General features: G+C 39.9%; 19 protein-coding genes and 1 riboswitch. Of the genes, 4 read left to right on the forward strand and 15 right to left on the reverse strand.

Features of this window, described 5'->3' with window-relative positions:
• Positions 1 to 95: 95 nt before the first annotated feature.
• Both hslO and dusB read left to right on the forward strand, forming a co-directional pair.
• The gene (gene hslO, locus HMPREF3237_RS05405; RefSeq protein ID WP_006144774.1) at positions 96 to 968 is read left to right on the forward strand and encodes an Hsp33 family molecular chaperone HslO; all 873 of its coding nucleotides are present in this window, start codon (positions 96 to 98) and stop codon (positions 966 to 968) included.
• Complete coding sequence (gene dusB / locus HMPREF3237_RS05410) at positions 955 to 1,935, forward strand: tRNA dihydrouridine synthase DusB (protein WP_070889089.1); 981 nt, start codon at positions 955 to 957, stop codon at positions 1,933 to 1,935. The genes hslO and dusB overlap by 14 nt, the downstream gene beginning before the upstream one ends.
• A gap of 53 nt (positions 1,936 to 1,988) precedes the next feature.
• Here dusB and HMPREF3237_RS05415 read toward each other — a convergent pair whose 3' ends face one another.
• Entirely contained in the window at positions 1,989 to 2,675 is a 687-nt protein-coding gene (locus tag HMPREF3237_RS05415) for a DUF1275 family protein (protein ID WP_070889103.1), read from the reverse strand.
• A 106-nt stretch (positions 2,676 to 2,781) separates the two neighbouring features.
• Positions 2,782 to 3,444: a hypothetical protein gene (locus HMPREF3237_RS05420; RefSeq protein ID WP_070889090.1), complete on the reverse strand. Its 663-nt coding sequence runs from the start codon at positions 3,442 to 3,444 to the stop codon at positions 2,782 to 2,784.
• 276 nt (positions 3,445 to 3,720) lie between these two features.
• Between HMPREF3237_RS05420 and HMPREF3237_RS05425 the strand changes: the two genes are divergently transcribed.
• On the forward strand, positions 3,721 to 3,951 hold the full coding sequence (locus HMPREF3237_RS05425) for a hypothetical protein (protein ID WP_070889091.1): 231 nt from the start codon (positions 3,721 to 3,723) through the stop codon (positions 3,949 to 3,951).
• Positions 3,952 to 4,001: 50 nt separating this feature from the next.
• Here the strand turns inward: HMPREF3237_RS05425 and HMPREF3237_RS05430 are convergent, their stop codons facing one another.
• From HMPREF3237_RS05430 to HMPREF3237_RS05440, 3 genes are all read right to left on the reverse strand, one after another.
• On the reverse strand, positions 4,002 to 4,775 hold the full coding sequence (locus HMPREF3237_RS05430; RefSeq protein WP_070889092.1) for an NUDIX domain-containing protein: 774 nt from the start codon (positions 4,773 to 4,775) through the stop codon (positions 4,002 to 4,004).
• Positions 4,776 to 4,850: 75 nt separating this feature from the next.
• Entirely contained in the window at positions 4,851 to 7,283 is a 2,433-nt protein-coding gene (locus HMPREF3237_RS05435; RefSeq protein WP_070889093.1) for an ATP-dependent Clp protease ATP-binding subunit, read from the reverse strand.
• A 7-nt stretch (positions 7,284 to 7,290) separates the two neighbouring features.
• Entirely contained in the window at positions 7,291 to 7,749 is a 459-nt protein-coding gene (locus tag HMPREF3237_RS05440) for a CtsR family transcriptional regulator (protein ID WP_006144766.1), read from the reverse strand.
• Positions 7,750 to 8,076: 327 nt separating this feature from the next.
• Between HMPREF3237_RS05440 and HMPREF3237_RS05445 the strand changes: the two genes are divergently transcribed.
• Complete coding sequence (locus tag HMPREF3237_RS05445) at positions 8,077 to 8,628, forward strand: DUF308 domain-containing protein (RefSeq protein ID WP_070889094.1); 552 nt, start codon at positions 8,077 to 8,079, stop codon at positions 8,626 to 8,628.
• An 82-nt stretch (positions 8,629 to 8,710) separates the two neighbouring features.
• On the opposite strand, the gene HMPREF3237_RS05450 is transcribed toward HMPREF3237_RS05445, so the two are convergent.
• From HMPREF3237_RS05450 to HMPREF3237_RS05495, 10 genes are all read right to left on the reverse strand, one after another.
• Positions 8,711 to 9,439 carry an ABC transporter ATP-binding protein gene (locus HMPREF3237_RS05450; protein WP_006144762.1) on the reverse strand — a complete coding sequence of 243 codons (729 nt, stop codon included), beginning with the start codon at positions 9,437 to 9,439 and terminating at the stop codon, positions 8,711 to 8,713.
• On the reverse strand, positions 9,439 to 10,446 hold the full coding sequence (locus HMPREF3237_RS05455; protein ID WP_070889095.1) for an ABC transporter substrate-binding protein: 1,008 nt from the start codon (positions 10,444 to 10,446) through the stop codon (positions 9,439 to 9,441). Before HMPREF3237_RS05455 ends, HMPREF3237_RS05450 begins: the two co-directional genes overlap by 1 nt.
• A 37-nt stretch (positions 10,447 to 10,483) precedes the next feature.
• A complete protein-coding gene (locus HMPREF3237_RS05460; protein ID WP_070889096.1) occupies positions 10,484 to 11,242 on the reverse strand; it encodes an ABC transporter permease in 759 nt (252 codons plus the stop codon).
• Complete coding sequence (locus HMPREF3237_RS05465) at positions 11,205 to 11,495, reverse strand: thiamine-binding protein (RefSeq protein WP_070889097.1); 291 nt, start codon at positions 11,493 to 11,495, stop codon at positions 11,205 to 11,207. The genes HMPREF3237_RS05460 and HMPREF3237_RS05465 overlap by 38 nt, the downstream gene beginning before the upstream one ends.
• 69 nt (positions 11,496 to 11,564) lie before the next feature.
• Positions 11,565 to 11,667: riboswitch (TPP riboswitch) on the reverse strand.
• Positions 11,668 to 11,782: 115 nt separating this feature from the next.
• Positions 11,783 to 13,315 (reverse strand): cardiolipin synthase, encoded by a 1,533-nt coding sequence (gene cls / locus HMPREF3237_RS05470; RefSeq protein ID WP_070889098.1) that lies wholly within the window; start codon positions 13,313 to 13,315, stop codon positions 11,783 to 11,785.
• A 170-nt stretch (positions 13,316 to 13,485) separates the two neighbouring features.
• The gene (locus tag HMPREF3237_RS05475) at positions 13,486 to 14,430 is read right to left on the reverse strand and encodes a 3-oxoacyl-[acyl-carrier-protein] synthase III C-terminal domain-containing protein (RefSeq protein ID WP_070889099.1); all 945 of its coding nucleotides are present in this window, start codon (positions 14,428 to 14,430) and stop codon (positions 13,486 to 13,488) included.
• A 14-nt stretch (positions 14,431 to 14,444) separates the two neighbouring features.
• Positions 14,445 to 15,707 (reverse strand): F390 synthetase-related protein, encoded by a 1,263-nt coding sequence (locus HMPREF3237_RS05480; protein WP_070889100.1) that lies wholly within the window; start codon positions 15,705 to 15,707, stop codon positions 14,445 to 14,447.
• Positions 15,685 to 16,500, reverse strand: a complete 816-nt coding sequence (locus HMPREF3237_RS05485; protein ID WP_070889101.1) for an MBL fold metallo-hydrolase — start codon at positions 16,498 to 16,500, stop codon at positions 15,685 to 15,687. Before HMPREF3237_RS05485 ends, HMPREF3237_RS05480 begins: the two co-directional genes overlap by 23 nt.
• The gene (locus HMPREF3237_RS05490) at positions 16,475 to 17,455 is read right to left on the reverse strand and encodes an NAD-dependent epimerase/dehydratase family protein (protein WP_070889104.1); all 981 of its coding nucleotides are present in this window, start codon (positions 17,453 to 17,455) and stop codon (positions 16,475 to 16,477) included. The genes HMPREF3237_RS05485 and HMPREF3237_RS05490 overlap by 26 nt, the downstream gene beginning before the upstream one ends.
• Positions 17,455 to 18,726 (reverse strand): glycosyltransferase, encoded by a 1,272-nt coding sequence (locus tag HMPREF3237_RS05495; protein WP_070889105.1) that lies wholly within the window; start codon positions 18,724 to 18,726, stop codon positions 17,455 to 17,457. The genes HMPREF3237_RS05490 and HMPREF3237_RS05495 overlap by 1 nt, the downstream gene beginning before the upstream one ends.
• Positions 18,727 to 18,953: the final 227 nt, after the last annotated feature.

Raw genomic sequence — 18,953 nt, forward strand, 5'->3', positions numbered from 1 at the left:
ACGATGATTCGTAATGGCGAATACATTTCTCCTTTCTAACAAACAATCAAACACACTACTCCCCCTTTAATAGTTTTTGTGCTAAAATAGTAACTATGGATAAAATTATTAAAACAATATCAGAAAGTGGTGCTTTTCGTGCTTTTGTCCTTGACAGCACAGAGACCGTCCGCACTGCTCAAGAAAAACATCAAACGCAAGCTAGTTCAACAGTAGCTCTTGGTCGAACTCTTATCGCTAGCCAAATTCTTGCAGCCAATGAAAAAGGAGATACAAAGCTAACTGTTAAGGTTCTTGGTTCTAGTTCATTAGGCGCCATCATTACTGTAGCTGATACAAAAGGAAACGTCAAAGGTTACGTGCAAAATCCCGGTGTCGATATTAAAAAGACCGCAACCGGTGAAGTCTTAGTGGGGCCATTTGTCGGAAACGGAGAGTTCTTGGTCATTACTGACTACGGTACTGGAAACCCATATAACTCCATGACCCCTCTTGTTACCGGTGAAATAGGTGAAGACTTGGCCTTTTATCTGACTGAAAGCCAACAAACGCCTTCAGCAGTTGGGCTCAATGTACTTTTAGACGAAAACGACGAGGTCAAGGTCGCAGGTGGTTTCCTCGTTCAAGTTTTACCAGATGCTAAAGAAGAAGAGATTGCTCGTTTTGAAAAACGTATCCAAGAGATGCCTGCTATCTCAACACTCCTTGAAAGTGAAGATCATATTGAATCCCTTCTCAAGGCAATCTATGGTGATGATCCCTACAAACGTCTGTCAGAAGAAGAACTGCGCTTCCAGTGTGACTGCAGCCGTGAACGCTTCTTGAACGCTCTAGCAAGCCTCCCAAGTTCAGATTTGCAGGAAATGAAGGATGAAGACCACGGGGCAGAAATCACCTGTCAATTCTGCCAATCACACTATCACTTTGACGAAAAGGACTTGGAGGAACTCATTCGTGACAAATCTTAATACACCTTTTATGATTGGTAACGTTGAGATTCCCAATCGAACAGTTTTAGCACCCATGGCTGGCGTAACCAACTCAGCCTTCCGTACCATTGCTAAAGAACTCGGAGCTGGACTTGTTGTCATGGAAATGGTCTCTGACAAAGGAATCCAATATAACAACGAAAAGACTCTTCATATGCTTCACATCGATGAGGGAGAAAACCCAGTTTCGATCCAACTTTTCGGAAGCGACGAAGATAGCCTAGCACGCGCAGCAGAATTCATCCAAGAAAATACCAAGACCGATATCGTCGATATCAACATGGGCTGCCCAGTCAATAAAATCGTCAAAAACGAGGCTGGTGCGATGTGGCTCAAGGATCCAGACAAGATCTACTCAATCATCAATAAAGTCCAATCTGTCCTTGATATCCCTCTCACTGTCAAAATGCGTACAGGCTGGTCTGACCCATCCCTAGCAGTAGAAAACGCCCTCGCTGCTGAATCTGCAGGTGTTTCTGCCCTTGCCATGCACGGTCGTACCCGTGAACAAATGTATACTGGCCATGCAGACCTCGAAACCCTTCACAAGGTTGCCCAAGCTCTTACAAAAATTCCATTTATCGCAAATGGAGATATCCGTACGGTTCAAGACGCCAAACAACGCATCGAAGAAGTCGGGGCTGATGCTGTTATGATTGGTCGCGCTGCTATGGGGAATCCTTATCTCTTCAACCAAATCAATCACTACTTCGAAACAGGAGAAATCCTGCCTGATTTGACCTTTGAAGACAAGATGAAAATCGCCTACGAGCACTTGAAACGCTTGATTGACCTCAAAGGAGAAAAAGTTGCTGTTCGTGAATTCCGTGGACTAGCTCCTCACTACCTGCGTGGGACATCTGGAGCTGCTAAACTTCGCGGAGCTATCTCACAAGCAAATACGCTGGCTGAGATTGAAACTCTCTTACAGTTAGAGAAGGCGTAATCTTTTGTCTACATCACAAAAATGGCAAAGCTCACAAAGGAGCCTTGCCATTTTTATATATTTTCATCTTGCAAATCTAGTTGCTTCACTCTAGCTATATAGTAGGATATAATCAAAAATAAATTGAAGCTAACAATCCAAATAGACCATTCACGGAAAAAATGCATCGATACAGCTAAACTAATGGCACCCACGACGAAACTTCCTACAACAATCCCATAGTTTAGTGCTTGGCGACGGTATTCTTGAAGATTTCCTTCTCTCCTAGCTATACGATACAAAGCAGTCAACATTTTTCGATAATTTCCAGAGGTCATAAAAATGACATAGGGATGATCTTCAATCAAACTACCCGTAAATGTTAGCATCATCATTCCTGTTCCAAAAGCAATAAAAGGAACTTCTAGTAAAGGAAATCTCGAAAAGAAGGGCAGAAGAAGGGTCCCGATAAATAAGGGAAGTAGCATCTTAACTCGCCAATAAGCTGTTTTACGATATTCCTTCATGTGTAAGGCAAAAAGAAATCCTAGGGAAAAGAAAATAATCGAGCAGAATCGTAGCATGGTATTGATGACATTCGAGTCATGCCAATCTGATATCAGTAGAAGAATGTTCCCTGTCTGTGTAGCCACCAAACTATGGTACTGGATGTGACAGAATACATCCAAAGAACCACCTATAAAGCCAAGAAACACTCCCATCAATCGTGTATTTTGAGGTAAAATTAATTTATCCGCCATTGCTTTATCACTCATTCCCTTTTGATGCATTTATTATACCACTTCTCTTGGAGAAATTAAGTGAAAAACAGTCGGACTAACTCTAGTCTAAACTCGAAGTACCTTTCTATGGTTGAATCAAGACAACACTAGATACCGCACCATCTGCCCCTGTTGTAATTTGGATAACTTTTCCACCACCTACTTCAGCATTGTATTTCCCGTCATCAAGAGTATAAGAATAGCTTTGGATAGAATAGTTTTCTTTCTTACCATCAGCGGATTCTACTGTAAATTGACCACCTGATGAGACAGTGATAGTTTCACCATTAGCACCCTTCCAATTCCCAGCTGCAGCCGAAAAGTCTTTGTCCACCATGGTTAGAACTCCCTTATAACGTTTGTTGTGTTCTGCCTGCTTGTCTTGAAGTTTACGATCAGTTGCCGGATCATAAGCTGACTGACTTGCTGGATTGGATTGACTTTGTGAAGTCTGTTGATGTGGAGCTTGTGGAGTTTGCGCTGCTCGATTGTCCTCTTGTCCTTGAGTTGTTGGACTTGATGCTTGTTCAGAGGAAGCTTTTGCTTTTTCCGAAGTCGTAGTACTTGTTGAAGCTTGAGTTTTACTTTCTTTGTTGGAAGAGTTTGCCTTAGAACTAGAAGATACCTGTGTTGTCTTACTAGAACTATCACTCGCAGTGTTCTCTTTCTTATTTCCACATGCTCCTAATAACAAGGTTGAAGCGAGTACAGTTGCGGCCATTAATTTGATAGAAGTTTTATTTTTCATTTTACACTCCTTATGTAATGTTTTTGAAATATTTAGAAATGTTTTTGTAATAATATTGTAATATTTGTTTTTTAATCTGTCAACTATTTATCTAAAATTTTTTAGAATTATTTTTTAGTACATTTTTTCCTACTCCTTCCATATCTTTTATTCGTAAAGAATTTTTAAAAATAGATTCTTCCTGCAAAAATGCTATATTTTTATAGTGTAATCGCTTGCATTTTTTTCTTAAAGGGCTATAATAAAATTGAAATAGGATATTGGAGGTATAGGTTTATGTCAAAGAAATATTACAAATATCTTCCTTGGTTGATTTTAGCTGCTTTCGTTTCTTATGGGGGTGCTACTCATTACGCTCAAACAACATTTGATTTGTTCTACCTAACTGCCATTTTCATGATTGTCTACGTGGCTTTATTGTATTTACACGAACATTATTTAAAATATAAATACAAAGATTTATTCATTCGTTTTATGAGTAATCCTAAAAAAGATAAACATTCTTAATCATAAGAAAACCTCACAAAGAGGCCGGGACAAAATCCCGGCCTCGTTTTTTATTTTAATCGATAAATAGTAATAACTTCTTTCTGGGGAATCCGTTTAAAACCAACTTCCTCTAAGCTGTCTCCATATTTTGATAAGAAACTATCACTCGTACATGATTTGTTTAGGCATAGAGTCTCAATGAGGGCTAACCCATCATCCACTGTGAACTCATCCTCTAGTAGATAAAAGAAACGAGGGTCATAGTCGATAGTTTCTTGAATCTTCTTGATAGATTCTTGAATAATGGATAAGTGGTCAAATGCAAAGTCCTTCTCTTCCAGTTCTTTGCCATCCAAATAGCACTTACCTGTATGAAAATCAACATCTACAAGAATGACTTCTTTTGCATCATCTCCTGCCTGGACCAAGTCAATCGCTCGGTTCGGTAGGTAAACCAAGTGGGCAATGGTAACTGTCCAACCCCTGGGATCACGACCAGGAGTAGATACTGTCACTAGCTGCTCAATCTTTTCCAGTGGAAGATCAAGATTGATTTCTTCTTTTACCTCACGTTGACAAGCATGGGCAGCATCCTCCCCTTTATCCATAAATCCGCCAACTAGCGCTAAGCAATTTTGAAAAGGGTGTGCCTTCCGACGAATCAGAAAGAGTTTCATTTTTCCTTCTACAAAGCAATAGGCTACCATATCCACAGTCACGCTTGGTTTTTCGTACTGAGGGAGTGCTTGCTTGTGGTACCAGTCTAAGAATTCAGCTTGACTAGCGTGAACTTCAAAGTACTCTTTTTCTGTCATCCCGGTTGGAATAGTTTGATTCATCATCTTCTACTTCCTTTCTGCTATTGATGGCAATGAAGGGTTTCTATCTACCAGTACTAGAGTATCCTAGTTTTTGTTTTATGCAATCTCGAATTTCAATTGACCTGCTTTGACACCAATTTTAAGCGTCTTACCTTCTTTCAATTCACCTGTAAGAAGGAGCTCTGCTAGTCTGTCTTCTACTTCTGTTTGCAGAGTTCTGCGCAGTGGGCGAGCTCCCATCTCTGGATCATATCCCTTCTGAGCTAGAAGCTTAAGGGCAGATACTTGGAGTTTCAAGTCAATGCCTTTTTCTGCCAGACTTGCAATCAATGGTTTGACCATAATCTTAACCACTTCTTGCATATCTTGACTAGATAGGCTATGGAAGACAACTTTTTCATCAATACGGTTGATAAACTCTGGGCGGTAAGTTTTTTTCAACTCTTCGAACATCCGTTTTTCCATATTTTCCTGATCAAAACGAATATCCTTAGCTCCAAAACCGACTGTCTTGTCATCACGAAGAGCTGTCGCACCAAGGTTTGACGTCATGATAATAATGGTATTTGAGAAATCAACCTTGCGACCCTTACTGTCTGTTAAGACACCATCATCCAAGACCTGCAGGAGCACATTAAAGATATCTGGGTGTGCCTTTTCTACCTCATCAAAAAGCAAGACTGAGTACGGTTTGTTACGAACCTTCTCGGTCAACTCTCCACCTTCTTCGTAACCTACATAACCTGGAGGAGCTCCATTGAGACGACTGGCTGCAAATTTCTCCATGTATTCACTCATATCAAAGCGGATAAGAGCAGACTCATCATCAAAGAGAACTTCTGCCAAGGCTTTAGCCAGTTCAGTTTTACCAACACCTGTCGGCCCAAGGAACATAAAGGATCCAATTGGACGTTTGTTATTGCGAATACCAGATTGATTTCGGCGGATGGCACGACTGATACTAGATACAGCTTGTTCTTGTCCAATAACACGTTTGTGGAGTTCAGCTTCAAGGTTGAGATACTTCTTGGCATCCGTTTGTGTCAATTTTTGAACTGGAATACCTGACAAGCGACTCAAGGTTGTCAAAATATCAGACTCTTTTACTAGATCTTTATAGACTGGAACTTCCTGTTCTTTTGAAATGAGCTGAGCTACTTGTTTCCATTTGCCATCCATCAAAGCCTTATCTGCAGGTGTTAAGCCTGACTCATCTTTTTTAGCGTGCTTTGATTTATTTTGAACAGTTGCTGCCGCTTCATCCAAAAGATCAATCGCTGAGTCTGGCAAGTGACGACTAGTCAAATAGCGATGTGCCATTTTAACAGCTGTTTCGACTGCATCGTCTGTAATTTGGACATGGTGGTGCTTCTCATAAGTTGCTTTTAATCCTTGTAAGATAGCCATACTATCAGCCACGCTCGGTTCCTCAATCATAACTTTGGCAAAACGACGAGAAAGGGCTGCGTCTTTTTCGATGTGTTTTTGGTATTCTTCCTGAGTGGTTGCCCCAACAGTTCTCAGAGTTCCACGCGCTAGAGCAGGTTTCAGGATATTCGCCGCATCCAAGGTCGAGTCAATCCCGCTTCCTGATCCCATAATGGTATGAAGCTCATCGATAAAGAGGATAACCTTACCGTCTTCCTCAATATCTTTGATGATATTGTTCATACGTTCTTCAAAGTCTCCACGGAAACGGGTCCCAGCAACCACATTCATCAAATCGAGCTCTAAAACTCGCATCTTAGCCATTTCATCCGGCACATTCCCACTAGCAATACGCTGCGCAAGGCCAAGTGCCAAAGCTGTTTTACCGACACCTGCATCTCCAACAAGAACTGGATTATTTTTGGTCTTACGACTCAAGATTTGAATCATACGAGAAATTTCTTGGTCACGCCCAATAACTGGTTCCAATTTGCCTGAACGAGCTTGCTCTGTAAGGTCATGAGTGTAATCTTCCAAACCACCGCTTGTAGTTTGAGGCATGCCCATCATATTAGCCATCGAATTTTGCTTATCTGCTACTGAACGGTGGCGCTGACGCAGAGCCTTTAAATCTTCTTTTGTCCAACCAGCACGCGCTTCAAGGTTACGGCGAAGGGATGCAATCCTAACTTGGTCCTTCTGGTCTTCATATGAAAATCCTGCTTTTTCTAAAATCCGGGTAGCTAGGGCATTGCCATCATGCAAGATTGCATAAAGGACATGCTCGGTCCCTAAAGTCTTAGCATGTACAGTGGAAGCAATATACTCTGCCTCTACAAACAAAACCTTCAAACGATGTGAAAAAGGAAGTTCTTGATAATCTTCTGAATCACTGTAGTTCGTTTCTGTCAGCTCGACAGCGACCTCCTCTAAACGATCAATCTCATAAGGAAATTCGTTCAAAGTGGCTCCCGCTACACTGTAGCTATGATTGGCCATGGCAATCAGTAGGTGCCAAGATTCTAAATACCTCCCACCAAAATGGCTAGCAACTAAGCGGGCACTTTCAATACACTCTCTCAATGCTTTCGATTCATTCATAATTTCGTTATTTTCCTTTTCTATCAACCTCTTGTAATAGCTGACGTAGCATATTTGCACGGGTAAAGGAAGCTCCCTCACCCAAAACTCGATCAGTTGCCACAGATAATAGCAAATTCATCTCTTGACGTGTCAGTAATTCTTGCTCAAATAAAAGCTTCAAAACATCTTCATAAATATCTTGGCTCACTTCTTCATCGACTGAGTACAATAAATCCCGAAGCATTTCATGATGGTTAGAAAATTCTATCCGCCCAATACGAATATAACCTCCGCCACCTCGCTTGCTCTCAACTAGATATCCTCTACTCTCTGTAAAACGTGTTTTGATGACATAATTAATTTGGCTAGGCACGACCTGAAAGGTGTCCGCTAACTGGCTACGTTGCAATTCCACGATGCCAGACTGCTCTAAAATAGCCTTGATATATGCTTCAATATGATCAGATGTATTTTTAAATCTCATCGTATGCCACCTCCTTCTATTAACCTTGACTATCTTTGACTATAGTAACATTTCACAAGTGATAAGTCAACTTAGAAGGCCTAAAGCCTTGATACAACTGACTTTAAAATGATTATCACTTAAGTCTAGCTTGACCATCTATTTTTCTTTGAACCTCTTCACTCCAGCAAGCCACTCTCCCCCTCCCAAATGAACATATTTCTTCATTATGGTATAATAAAAACAGTTCATATTTCTTATAAGGTTTTCAAACCCTTATAGAATCTATGAAGCCTAGAAAGTATGTGCAAATTCTGATTCACAATAAAAGCTGAGAAAGGTTTCATCATGAAACAGGAAAACAAAATTTTTGGTATCCTAGCCATTGTTTTAGGTGCTATTGCACTTCTTGGTTCTTGGATTCCCGGTATCAACCAAATTTCATTCTTAATCGCTATCCTTGCACTTATCCTCGGTATCGTTGGCTTATTTATAAACCTTAAAAATAAAAAGTTACTAGCTATTATCGGTACCGTTCTTGCTGTAACATCTATTGTTTTTGCTGTGGGTAGTCAAGTTATCTATAATCAAATCCGAAAGAATGCTGCTCAAGCTACAAAACAAGCCGAAGGTGGCGAATTTACATGGACAAAAGCGCAATTCGATGCTCTGAAGCAAGGTGATATTCTCAAGCAAGGTGCTGGTGGTACCAACTATGAGGATGTCATAAAAGAACACGGAAAACCATCAAAAGAAAGTACAACCAAGAAAAAGGATCGCGAAAACAAAGTGATTTCTTATGTATCAACAGGTAATAATATCCAGTCTGTCACTCTTACCTTTGATAAACAAGAAGATGGTTCTTTCCTACTCATCTCTAAAGTTGCAATGGGATTATAATAAAGGATTCGTCCACACTATCACATCATAAACTATATAAAAAAAACTTCGGTATGAATAAATCATTCCGAAGTTTTTTGAGTTATGGTTCAATGCCCAATTCCGCCAAAATCTGGCGTTTATAAGCAATTTTCTGAACTTCCTTGTCTTGATCTTCAGACCAGTCGAGTTTGATTTCAGAAACAATCTGCCCAGGCCTATTTTTCAAGATATAGATTCGGTCACTAAGATTGAGAGCTTCCTCGATACTATGCGTAATGATGAGTGTCGTCAAACCTAGTTGCTTGTGAATCTCCAGATACCAAGCATGGAGTTCCATCTTAGTCATCTCATCCAAAGCACTAAAGGCCTCGTCCAGAAGAAAGAGCTTATGCCCAAAAAGATAGGTACGAAGCAAGGCAACGCGCTGGCGCATCCCGCCGCTGAGCTCATGAGGATACTTATCCCGTACCGACGTCAACTGAAAGGTAGCCAGGATTTCATCTGCGCGAGCAATAGCTTCTGCTTTATTCACCTTTTGTATCAAAAGTGGCAGGATAATATTGCCAAGCACTGTCTTATGTTCCAGGAGCAAATCCTTTTGCAACATATAACTCACGCGCCCCTTAGGATTTTCCTCTCCGTCAAGCACAATTCTCCCTGACTGAACTTCTAAAATTCCTGCAATCAGGTTAAAGAGGGTTGTCTTTCCAACACCACTGGGACCTAGGATAGAAACCACTTCACCTGAAGTTACCTGTAGGTTAATATCCTCTAAAATCTTTTCATTATCGTAAGCATAGCTTACATGTTCTAGTCTAATTTCTGTCATTATTTTACAAATTCGTTGGTAAATCCTTTGTCTGTCAAATCTTCTTTAAGGATCCCATTATCCTTATCCCACTTGTAAAAAGCATTCCAGCGGGCAGGGTCAAATTGACCCCATTTTTCTTTATCACTTGCATATTCTTTTGATAAGTACTTTTGAGATTCAATGACAAAATCACGTTTTTCCTTGAGTTCAGGTGCATTTTTGATGAGGATATCTGCGGCTTCTTCTGGGTGTTCCATAGCGTATTGATAACCTTTTTTGATGGCTTGAACAACTTTCTTAGCTTCTTCTTTATTATTTTTCAGATAATCATTATTTGCGATGATGACTGGTGAGTAGTAGTCAAACTCTTTGACATAGTCTTTCAAGTACATGAAGTTAGCGTCCACGCCTTGAGATTTGGCAAGAATACCGTCCCAACCGTAGTAAATCCAAGCAGTGTCAAAAACTCCATTGGCAATTGGTGTTACTGAGTTTGAATCATTATTTGGCACTTTTTCAACTTTGTCAAAATCCCCACCTTGAGATTCTACCAAGGTTTTCAACATCGCTAGTTCTGTTGGGTCGTTCCAAGTACCGTATTTCTTACCAACCAAGTCTTTAGGACTATTGATATTGTCAGACTTACGAGAAATAATTCCTGATGTATTGTGCTCAACAATCGCTGCAACAGCAGTAATACCTGCTCCTTTTTCCAATTTCTTAGCCATGTAGTCTTGGAAGTAAACCGCAAAAGGTGCCTTACCATTGATGACCAAGTCTGATGAGCTTTCTTCTGGTGGCAATTTCAAATCAACATCCACTCCAGCTTCCTTGAAGTATCCTTTTTCTTTGGCTACATAAAGCCCTGTGTGGTTGGTATTTGGTGTCCAGTCTAGGATAAAGTCAATTTTTTTGAGTTCTGCTTCTTTCTTGTCCTTAGAAGTAGTTCCCTGGCCACAAGCTACAAGCAAGACAGCTACAAATGCTGTTACAATCGTTAAAAAAACTTTCCACATTTTCTTCATTTTTATTTCCTCTTTTCTTTTTCTGAAACGCTCTATTTTATGTACGTTTCCATTTAATCACATATTTTTCACTGATATCGACCAGCTTCATTCCCAGAAGGCTAATAAGCGACACCAGAATAATAATGGCAAACATGGTATCATACTGAAACAGTTTCTTGGACTGAATCATATAAACACCAAGCCCTTCAAAGCCTCCTAGCCATTCAGATACTACTGTTGTGATGAAGGCATAGGAAACACTAACCCTCAAGCCAGCATAAAAGTAAGGTAGACTTGCTGGAATTTTAAAATGCCAAAGAATTTGCCAAGGATTTGCTCGCATCAAACTAAACAAGGTCAGCATGTCCTTGTCGCAATGCCTAAAACCATCTAAAATACTGACGATGATAGGAAAGGTCGTTGTCAAGATAATCAAGACAATTTTTGGCAAAATCCCATAACCTAGCCACAAAACTAAAATTGGAGCCAACGCAATAGTCGGAATGGTTTGAACTACCACCATCATGGGATAAATCAAATCATTCAACCAGGATAAGCTGTCCATTAAAATCGCCATAATGCAGGCAATCACCACTCCTAAAATCAAACCTAGCAAAGCTACTCTCAAGGTTGCCCAACTATGGTACCAAAGAAACTCTCTATCTCGAACAAAAGACTGAAGGATTTCAAGTGGGGTTGGTAAGATAAACTTAGGCAAAAGCTGAAATAACCCTGCCAACTGCCAGATGGACAGCACTCCTAAAAATCCTAGCAGACTAATATGCCTTCTCATTATATTTTTCAAGTTTCTCATCAATACTTAAAATCTCTCCTATATTTATTTTCACATTGGCAAAAACATTGTCCGCTTCCTGTCCTGCTACTTCAAGCGCCTCTTTGAGAATGCGCATGAGCTCATCAAATTCTCCCTCTATGACCGTCTCAAAAGGTGTCACCGCCATAGTTACTGATTGGGCCTGCAGATAAGTTATTACCTGATCAATCACTGCTATTCGATCAATCCCCTGAGATAAGGGTAGAACTTGTAAAGCAATACTCGCTTTCACAAAAACCTCCTTTCTAGGTTCTCCTTTTAAAAAAGAAAAACCTTTACCATATATGGAAAAGGCACAGTTTTGGACTAAGCAATCGTTCCCTACGCTGGCATTACCCAGATCAGGTGCGGTCGAAGTTTAACACTTCCTCTCAGACTGTACACAGACTCCCGTATATTGTATCTATATTAACTATATCTTAGCGAAAATAACTTAAGTTGTCAAGGAAACTGCTTACAGAAAAAAGAGACAGTAAACCATCTCTTTCACTAATGATCCAAATTAACTAGCTCTTTCATTTAGAGCATAGGGGCAAATAACTGGGTCACTTCCTTGATTAACTTTTGGTACCAGGTAGCCTTAATTGTTCCAGGAAAGATTTCTTGTGACTGTTTAAAAATCTCTTCAAAGTCTTTGCGAATAGTTGCAATGGACGGTGTTTCATACAATAAAACTGCATTTTCATAGTGATGAACCAAGCTACGATAATCAAGATTGATGGTTCCAACAACTGCAAAGCGATCATCCACAATCATTTGCTTACTATGGACAAAACCAGGAGTATACTCATAGATACGTACACCAGCGGACAAAAGGTCAGGATAAGATCCACGAGTTACCAACTGAATGAGCTTTTTATCCGGTATATATGGAGTTACAATCCGTACATCTACTCCTCGCATAGCCGCGTTTTTTATATCCTCTGTCAAATCGTAATCAATAATAAGATAAGGCGTTGTGATATAGACAAAATCCTCCGCTTGATTGATCAGGTTTTGATAGACAATTTTTCCTACCTTCATTTGGTAAATTGGTTTCGGCCCACTACCATATGGGATACAAAGCCCACCACCTGATCGTGTCTGATTTTCCAAGTGATACTGATCAAAGTCACTAATTTCTCCACGGTTGATGTACCAGTTCATGAGAAATAGTCTTGTAAATGCTTGAGTCGCTGGGCCATCTATGCGAACACCACTATCTTTCCAATGTCCAAAACGTTCAATCTGATTGATGTATTCGTCTGCTAGGTTGATCCCACCAGTGTAGGAAATCTGTCCATCAATCACCAAGATTTTTCGGTGGTCACGGTTGTTATAAGCCACTGTCATACGAGGAATCACCTTATTAAACTTATGAGCATCAATCCCTTTCGAGCGTAGATGAACAGTGTAATCACCAGGCAAGGTCACCATACAACCAATATCGTCATAGAGCATCTTGACTTCAACACCCTGAGCAGCTTTTTCTTCAAGAACTTCTAGCATGCTATCCCACATCAAACCTTCTTCTACAATGTAATATTCTAGAAAAATAAATTTCTCTGCCCTCTTTAAATCCTCCAGCATCTGTTGCCACATTTCTTCTCCGTTAGCAAAGAATTGTGAATCCGTCTGATCATAAACTTCGGCATTACTATCCATATGTAACAAGGCATTGATAATCCCGTAGGCAGATTTATCTGTTTCTTGTAGACCCTGATGAAGACTATCTTCATGCTTCTCTTGTAAACTAATTAGTCGCAATTCTCTCAGTTGTTTCAGTTCTTTTTTTGATAGTCTTCTCTCACCGAACATGAGATAAAGCAGTGGACCAAACACCGGTACAAAAGTCACAATCAACCAAGTTACTTTGCTTTCAGGTGACATCGAACGATTGACAATCGCTATAACAGTTGCTACGCTAATCAAAAATACAAGAGTCACCCAAATAATCGGAGCAATCTGGCTCATGTAAAGAATAATTCCGAAAATAAGAACTAATTCTATAAGGATAATCGCAATACTAAAACCATACTTGGACATCAATAATCGAAATTTTCTTGTCCCCATATCTCCCCCTCAATTTCTAAATATACTCTTTAATATACTATCTAAAAATGCTATTACCTTCTAGTATACTTAGTTTCATAAAACTTATCAAGCTTTTTCTGTATAGGCCGATAGTTCTACGTTTAAAATTAATTTAAAAAGCAGGCCACTTATATGTGCCTGCTATTATTTTACAATTTCAAAGCCAACATATTAACCGTCATACCAGCTGCAGTTCCCATTAAGAAGATGGTATCTCCTTCTTTTACATAGCCATGATCGAGTGCATAGGCCAAACCAAAAGGTACAGCAACGGAGACCATATTTCCATAATCTGTAACGAGATTAAGGTACTTGTCTCCATCTACACCCAGTTTTCCCATGACCAAAGGAAGAGCGCGACTGGCTTGGTGGGGAATAATATAGTCTACAGCATCTTTAGAAATCCCAGATTTCTCTTGGAATTCTTGGAACATTTCTGGGATGACACGAGCAGAAAGCAAGAGAATTTTCTTGCCTTTCATATCAAACATAAAATTTGTCTTGGTCTCTTCAGAGTACTCTTTTGGCTGATAAGAAGTTAAGCCTCCACGAATCTCTGTATCGTGAGCCCCCTCTGACCAAGTACGTTGAAGGCTTGCTATCACTCCCTTATCCTTATCACTTGATTGGAAAATAAAGGCAGCCGCTCCATCACTAAAGAGTTCATAACTTTCTTTTTGCTTTGGATTGAGACCCAAGCTACCAACTTCACTGGATACAATCAAAACACGACGGTATTCCCCAGCTTCAATCAAATGTGACATGGTTGATAAAGCAGAGATAAAACTTGTACAGGTCGTATTAATATCCATAGCTGGGATAGAGAGCCCTTTTGCCACGCGTTCATGAATCAAAGCTGCCGTACAAGGAATCGGTTGAACACCAACCGCACTAGCTGATACCAGGCAATCAATGTCTTTCATATTCAAATTTGCATTTTCAAGTGCAGCTTGGATAGCTGCTTCTGCCAAATCTAGTTGCGTTTCTTCATTTTCAACCACACGATGACGGGTCTGGTCTTTAAATTGCACCGTATTTTTTGGAAGGCAGACTCCATAGCCTGCAATTTCTACATGTCTTTTTACTTCTGTCATAATTTTTTGTCCTTTCATAAACGTTGGATACGTTTGAGCTTACGACTTGTATCCCAGTGATAATCTGAAAATTGTATTTCAGGTTCTTTAAACTCTTTTTGTTGCGCTAAGAGTCGGAACTGCTCTGTGATTGCTGTTTCTACTTGCTCATCTCTTCGGCTCAAACAAACTTCCACTAACTTCTCAGAGTGTTGCTTGACCTGATAATCTCCAACATTCTCCACAAAGAGAATACAACGTCTGATAAAGTCAGGATAAATCGTTACCTGACCTCCATCTTGTCCATCAAAATAGAAGATATCGTCAGAACGCCCTTCGACCTTGTCAATCCTTGTGTAATGAGATCCACATGGACAAGCTTCGGGATTCTCAACCAAGATATCGTTGAGCTGGTAGCGATAAACAGGCTGACTGCTCCGCTTAAAATCAGTAATGACTGGATAAAAACGTCGGTCATCCAAGTAGTATTTTTCCACAAAAATGATATCTTCATTGAGATGAAGATTCCCAGCCGAGCAAGTGCAAGCTAGGAAACCTTCGGTTGCCTGGTAGACTTGGTCAATAATCGGTAACTCAAAAGCGCTCAAAATTCGCTCTTTATCACTATCTTCCAAGATTTCAGCCACCGAAACGATTTTTTGTGGGTGAATGACTAACTCCCCATCTTTTAGGCGCTTGCTCAATTCAATCAACATAGAAGCAGGCGCCACCACAATGGTCGGTTGATAATTGTTGAGGCGCTCGATATGCTCATCTGTATTCTTGAAAATATCAAAGTATTCTAAACGAATGAGCGCCGTATTGATGGTCTGATACAATTCATTATCCGCTCTCAAGAAAAAGGCTATGCGATGCCCAAAAAGTTGGCCCTTGGGCAACATCTTTGCCAAGATAGCTGCTGCCCACATACTTCTCTCTTTTTCAGTTGTGATAAAGAGTCCCCGGTGTCCAGATGTTCCAGAAGACAACCCAACAGCTATTTCTCCCTTGAGCTCTGTAAAATTCCTGGTCTTTTCACTTTCGATAGCCAAAGCCAAGGCCTCATCTCGATCCACACCCTGAGTATTAAGCTCATTGAAATGCGTCATCATAAAAGCTTTATCCATGTGGTCAAAGTCGTGAGGCACACCATTTTTAAAATAAGGTGACTCGCGTTTGAGAAAGTCCATATAGGCAGCCAGTTGCTTTTTCTGATAGTTTTCTAATGCTTCTCGAGATTTAAAGTTATGAAGCCAGCGAGTTTGGATAAAAGTTTTAAGAAAGGTTATTTTTTTCATACAAAATCCGCTCAATCCTTTCTACAGGATCATGGCTAACTAGCACTTCTATTCCATCCTTTAAAACCTCTTCCAAGAGCTCCGTTCCTTTGATATAGTCAGCCTTACTATCTTGAACCAAGGAAGGAATCAGATGCATCTGTTTGGTGTAAGGCAAAAGGTCAATGCCCCAACAGAGGTCTGCCGCGATAAAGAGATCATAGTCTGGCATAAAGAGGCAAGCTTGACCCTTAGCATGCCCATCAATAGAAGCTACCAGGATACTTCCATCTCCAAACAAATCATAGGTAGGACGATAAGAAAAGTTAGCGCTTTGCTGATTTGCCTTGATGACTGTCAATCTTTCCTCGAAGTCACTCGGCAAAAATTCTTTAAAAATTAAATCTTTTAGTTTTGGTTTCTTGTATACATCATAGACTTCCTGGGTCAGGATAAAGTTTGCATTCGGAAAGAAGCTAGCCCCTCCCAAATGATCTGGATGTAGATGAGACAACAAGACATAGTTAATTTCTTCTGGCTTGATCCCTTTAGCTTTCAGCAAGTGCACAATCTGATCTTTCTCTGTCATTTGAACGGGCGTCCCCAAGCGATATAAAGCATATCTTAGTTTTGTCTTAATATCGTAGTGATAGCCAGTATCATAGAGCAGATAGCCCTTATCCCTGTGCTTGATAAGGAACACTCCTGCGGGGAAAGTCATCTTTCTATTCTTGACACCCTTAAAAAGCAAACCGGCATAACTCGTACAATATCCCGCTGGGAAATACTCAATGCTTTCGATAATCTTGGACATATTGTTCAATCCCTTCTGAAATACTAATTTTCGGATGATACCCCAATTCCCTCTCAGCCTTGCTAATATCTAGAGTTTGACTATAACGAAGTAGAAAATAGGTATATCGAGTTAGAGGCGGCTCCCCTTTAAGGTTCAAGGTCTTGTATAGAAATTCTAAACTACTTGCAATTCCTGATAAGAGAGATGCTGGAATTTTTCTATATTTGATTGGATAACCCAGACCTGTCAAACTTTCCTCTAGCAAATCTCTAAAAGCCCTCGGTTCGCCATTAGTAATGTTATAAACCTCACCTTTTGCTTCTGGGACTTCTAAGGCTAAACGGATTGCCAGAGCAACATTTTCCACACAAGTCATATCCATGAGCTGACGCCCATCTCCAATCAAAGGAATTCCTATTTTTTGACTCAGATTGATAACCCGTGGCAAGATGCTAGTGTCCCCAATCCCAAACAGGCCCCGAGGCCTCAAGATGATACTCGGAACATCTGGATAATCTTTAAAGAGTTTCTCCGAAGCTAATTTACTACGGATATAGTTATTAAGCTTATTTTCCTCTGGTGCATCACTTTCTTTAATCCCTAGTTGATCTCTAGGCGCTGCATAGATACTAGGTGATGATACATAGACTAATCGTTGGATACTAGCTTGTCGACAAGCTTCGAGAATATATTTAGTTCCTAAAACATTAGCCTGATAAAAATCTTCCCAAGGCCCCCAAACTGTTGACAGAGCTCCAGCATGAACAACCATGTCCATCTCTTGACAAGCCTCTAATAAATCTTCTGCCTTTGTCAAATCACCCTGAAAAAAACTGACCGAAGAATTCTCCAAAGAGCGACCTACCTTACTGTTTCTACCAAAAGCTCGCACTTGGTAACCATGCTCAACTAGTTCTTCTACAACATACTTTCCAAGAAAACCAGTGGCTCCCGTAACTAATACTTTTTTCATCATTCTTTCTCCTTAGTTGATAACAGTCGGTGAATTTCGCTCTCCAAAATTTCTGTTGGATGATAGGATTGTGCAGCCTGGCGTAAAATTTTTAATTCTGACCAATCTTCTTTAGTAATTAATTTCTCAAAGGCTAAGCCAATCGCTCTCGTATCCTCTTTATTAGCAGTCAGTGCAACACCCGCTTCCACACCACGAACGGCATAATCAAATTGGTCGTAATCATGAGGCAAAATCAAAGCTGGTTTACCATAAATGATACATTGATAAAAAATTCCAGCTCCACCATGATGAATCACATAATCCATCTGAGGAATGTATTCTTTGTAAGGAAGATAAGAAACAACGGACAGATTCTCCATCAGATTCTCACTCTGAAAAGGTTCTCCACCAACTCCACGAGTCACAAAAAAGTGAAAATCAGGATGCGCTTTGGCTAGTTGCTTCGCTTGAAAGATTAGATTATCTTTGGCCCATGCCAGTTGAGTCCCACAAGTCACCAAAACTTTCTTTCGATTAGGAAAAGCTGACAAATCTAATGGATAATCTTTCCCAGCCTCTACTGAAGCTCCAAAGGGTCCTACCCACTTATAGTGTTCTGGAAAGCCCTTTTTTAACTCTACTTCTTTCATCCCTATACCAAGGATTGAATATGGAGAATAAATTGTCTCATGACCGAGTTGATTATACAATTTAAAATTATATCTTTTTAAGCGATCACGAAACGAAAAAGATACAATTCGTTTCACTAAACGAGTTGCTTTTCTGCCAACAAATTGTATCGAAGCTTCCCAGCTATTCTTAGGACTCCCCATCCTACCAATTAGACAGGGCGGGCCATCAGTAGTCTCTAAAACAAATTGTGTAGCCATAGTAGTAATCCAAGGAATACCAAGCTGATCTGCTACGAGCCCACCTGACAAAGTTATAAAATCAGCAATAACAATATCTGGGCGATTCTTTTGCCACTCTTTCATTAATTGATCAGAAACTAGATTAATTAAATCAATACTAGCAGAAAGTTGATGATATGCTGATAAAATTCCTAATTGTTCAGAGTTATTTGCTGCTTTTTCGAACTCATCAACGTGCCCTTCTAGTATAGTAACTACATTAAAACCTGCAGCCTCAGCAACGGCTTTTTTTTGAGGACCAGTGAATAAACGAATCTCATATCGAGGGTTATTAAGTAAAGGTATTAATAAATTCATTGTTGGATACAAATGTCCACTTAAAGGAACAACTACAACATCAATTTTGATTCTTTTCATATGACTAGGATACCAAAAATAAAAAAAAAGAACTATCATAAAGATAATTCTTAGCCAAAAAATTCGTTTTTGAAATGAAAATAACATGGAAGCTTTAGGAAAATGTAATGAGAATTTACAAGTAAATAGTAAATTATAAATCCTATCAAATGAAAAAATAAAAAAAGGCAACCGCCTCAATTTAAGTATTGACCAATCGGGAAGACAGGATTCGAACCTGCGACACC

The organism is Streptococcus sp. HMSC34B10 (genome assembly GCF_001839505.1).
GTDB lineage: Bacteria > Bacillota > Bacilli > Lactobacillales > Streptococcaceae > Streptococcus > Streptococcus peroris.